This window comes from Dyella sp. 01N36 (assembly GCF_056399745.1).
In genome coordinates this window covers 1-2,583 of sequence record NZ_JBFTRY010000313.1, presented here as the reverse complement: position 1 = coordinate 2,583, position 2,583 = coordinate 1, and the positions used below count along the sequence as shown (strand labels likewise).

The 2,583-nt window shown below is 61.9% G+C and carries 4 protein-coding genes; 3 read left to right on the top strand and 1 reads right to left on the bottom strand.

The window, feature by feature from the left end; genetic code table 11:
• Nucleotides 1-682: glycosyltransferase (locus tag AC1DMG_RS21550; RefSeq protein ID WP_477181092.1), on the bottom strand; the 682-nt coding region annotated here is incomplete at its 3' end.
• Between the two features lie 39 nt (nt 683-721).
• Here AC1DMG_RS21550 and AC1DMG_RS21545 point away from each other — a divergent pair.
• The 3 genes from AC1DMG_RS21545 to hpnH all read left to right on the top strand — a co-directional run.
• Nucleotides 722-1,267 carry a DUF2147 domain-containing protein gene (locus AC1DMG_RS21545; RefSeq protein ID WP_477175593.1) on the top strand — a complete coding sequence of 182 codons (546 nt, stop codon included), beginning with the start codon at nt 722-724 and terminating at the stop codon, nt 1,265-1,267.
• 170 nt (nt 1,268-1,437) lie between these two features.
• Entirely contained in the window at nt 1,438-2,046 is a 609-nt protein-coding gene (idi, locus tag AC1DMG_RS21540; protein ID WP_441602262.1) for an isopentenyl-diphosphate Delta-isomerase, read from the top strand.
• A 102-nt stretch (nt 2,047-2,148) separates the two neighbouring features.
• On the top strand, nt 2,149-2,583 hold a 435-nt coding region (gene hpnH, locus AC1DMG_RS21535; protein ID WP_477181091.1), incomplete at its 3' end, for an adenosyl-hopene transferase HpnH.

The following is a 2,583-nucleotide window of genomic DNA, read 5'->3' as shown; positions in this document are numbered from 1 at the left end:
GTGTGTGGCGTCGCAAGGCAATGGTGGAGCCGAAGGCRAAGCGGGTGGAACCGAAGGCGTGCGCCAGACGTACGGAAGGCGCAAACCAGTCGTCGATGAAGAGCCGACCCAGGCGGGCTGTCCATCCATCGCGTACCACGCCGTGATAAAGACAGGTCACGATGCCCACGCCCGGATCGTTCAGCGGTGCGGTGACGCGCGCCAGATGATCCGGCGCCACGCTGATGTCGGCATCGGCCAGCACCAGCCAGTCGTAACGCGCCTGCGCCAGCAGGTTGATCAGGTTGCTGACCTTGAGGTTGGCGCCGTGGACCGTGGGATCGATCACCAGTGCCATCGAGCGTTCGGGAAATTCGCGCTGCAAACGTTGCACCACGGCAATCGCCGGATCCTCGGGATCGCGCACGCCAAACAGGATTTCGTAATGCGCGTGGGTTTGCTTGCAGAAACCTTTCAGGTTCTCGTAGAGGCCGGGCTCGGCGCCGTGCAGCGGCTTGAGTACGCTCACCGGGCGGCTTGCCTGATCGTTCACATCCGCTCGCGGATGCTGGTTGCGGCGCTCGCAGCGGAACCAGGCCCACAGGCTCAGGCACGCATAGGCCGTGGTGCACCCGGCCAGCACCAGGCCAATCCATGACAGCAGCGATAGGGCAGCGGGAGGGGACATGAGTTCGGTCAGCACGCGGTCCGTCATTCCTTCCAAAGTTAATGCATGCACTTCGTGAAAGCGCACGTTTTGCGGCTGTTTCGGCTGGCTGCATGGATCTTGCCGCTATGCCTGCTGCAGGGCGTGGCGCTCGCACAGACGCCGTCTGCCGACGCTACGCCGGGCACCGCCATCGAGGGCGACTGGCTGGTCGAAAGCCGCGACGCCATTATCCGCATCGAGCGCGATGGTGATGCGTTTGTCGGCAGCATTGTGTGGCAGCTGCACGATACCTATGGCCCTGAGGACGGCGCCGAGCTCAACGGAAAAACCGTCACCGATCGTCACAATCCCGATCCGGCGCTGCGTTCGCGCCCATTGACGGGCCTGCGSCTGCTATGGGGATTGCGTTACGACGCCCAGGCGCGCGCCTGGGTGGATGGCCGCGTCTACAACGCCGACAACGGCAAGGAATATCACTGCGAAATTCACCTGCGCTCACCGGATCGGCTGGTGTTGCGCGGTTTCATCGGCATCACGCTGCTCGGTGGAAACACCACGTGGACACGCACGCATGAGCCGTTTCCGGCGCCGGCGAGCAGTGTTCATTCAACGCAATAACTATCCTTTGGTATGAACGGCGCCCGCGAGGGACTACTCGCCTTCGCTCATCCTTGCTAGCCTGAGTGCGCCATCGATGTACGGTCGAACGTGCGTCGCGCCAGATGTGACGAAGATGTGATGACCGGGCGTGTACTGCCGCCGTCCGTCGGAAGAGAGAGGTTTGAGCCTTGGCTAACCGCGAGTTGGACTTCAACGAAGGAAGCTGGTCGAAGAGTGTGGTGTCCTTTCAGGACGAACCCCTGGTGCTGGTCGACGAACACGACCGCGAAACCGGCTTTCTCGACAAGGCGAGCGCGCACCACGGACAGGGCATTCTGCATCGCGCGTTTTCGCTGTTTGTGTTCAATACGGACGGCGAGCTGCTGCTGCAGCAACGCGCCGAAGGCAAACGCCTGTGGCCGGGTTACTGGTCCAATACCTGCTGCAGCCATCCCCGGCGCGGCGAGACGATGGAAACAGCCACTCATCGTCGCCTGGCCGAGGAGCTCGGCCTGCAGTGCGAATTCCAGTTCCAGTTCAAGTTCCAGTATCAGGCGCAATTCGATGACGAAGGCGCGGAACACGAGCTTTGCTGGGTCTACGCCGGCCGTACGGATGCGGCTCCCGTCGCCAACAGGCTTGAGATCGCCGCGCTGCGTTATATCGCGCCCGATGCGCTGGATCGTGAGATCGCCGCGCATCCGGAGCATTTCACGCCATGGTTCAAGATCGAATGGGAGCGCTTGCGTCGCGAACACGCGCATGTATTTGCGCCGCCCGCCAGTCTGGCGTCCTGAACGCCACATCGCCGCGACGTGGCTATACTCGATCCCGTGATGAAGGCGACTGGCATCAAGCGCAGCGCGTAACATCCATCCGTCAGTGATGAGGAGATTCCGTTGGGCATTCCTCTTATTCAGCAAACCAAGATCGCGCGTTACATCATCGGCAAGAAGGTCAGCGGGCAGAAGCGTTATCCGCTGGCGATGATGTTGGAGCCCTTGTTCCAGTGCAATCTCGCCTGCGCCGGTTGCGGCAAGATCGATCATCCCAAAGAGATCCTGCAAAAGCGCATGAGCGTGGAAGACGCACTGCGCGCGGTGGACGAATGCGGCGCGCCGGTGGTGTCGATTCCCGGCGGCGAGCCGCTGATCCACAAGGAGATGCCGCAGATCGTGCAGGGCCTGATCGCGCGCGAGAAATTCATCTACCTGTGCACCAATGCGCTGCTGCTGACCAAGCACATCGACGAGTACACGCCGTCGCCGTATTTCACCTGGTCGGTCCATCTGGACGGCCTGCAGGAGCGGCACGATCAATCGGTGTGCATGGAG